Below are 701 nucleotides of genomic sequence, written 5' to 3' on the forward strand. Positions count from 1 at the left end.
CGTGTTGCCGTGCACGTCGACCGCGTAGTCGACGTTCCACTTGTACGCCTGCCGGCACCCCGACGCCTGGAAATTCGCACCGTTGCACGGCTCGCCAGGGTGGTTGCCGTAGACGGGCACGGTGAAGACCGACTGGGTCTCCTCACCGCTGGTCCAGCCCGGCAAGCGGTTCTGGCCGAAGAAGAACTGCGTGCCGTCGGGTGAGGTGAACTTCCAGTGCTCCCCGTTGTCGTCGCCGTTGTTCAACCCCGTGTTGAACAGCTGCTCGACCTTCGAGCCGTCGTCGTCCTTCAGCTTCCAGGTGTTGCTCGTGCCGACCCGCACGAGCTCAGAGGCCCTACCGTTGAGGGTGATCGAGGCGTTGTCCGAGTACCAGCACTGGTCGCCCGTCGGCCGGGTCTTGTTGTTGGCGTCGCCTTCCACGTCGGTCGCGCAAGGCTTGTAGCGGCGCTCGATCTGCCCGGGCGCGAACTCGAAGCCCATGCCGATCCATGACGCCTGGTTGTTCGCGCCGACCGTGCGGCCGTCCACACCGCTGGACGCGTACGCCAGGGAGATCGTCGGTGAGGGTCCGCCGTTCGCCGGGGGGACGCTCAGCGGGTATGACCAGGTGAAGTCACCCGTCGAACCGCCGCCGCCCCAGGCCGCGGACTCGCTGAGTGAGGTCGCCCCGAAGTTGCCCGCGCCACCGGAACCACCGG

The 701-nt window shown here is 67.2% G+C and carries 1 pseudogene; it reads right to left on the reverse strand.

The annotated features are described in order from the left end of the window. Window positions 1-701: pseudogene (locus Dsi01nite_RS56960) on the reverse strand (hypothetical protein); the annotation flags it as partial.

Origin of the sequence: Dactylosporangium siamense, from assembly GCF_016862795.1 — a bacterium.
Lineage (GTDB): Bacteria > Actinomycetota > Actinomycetes > Mycobacteriales > Micromonosporaceae > Dactylosporangium > Dactylosporangium siamense.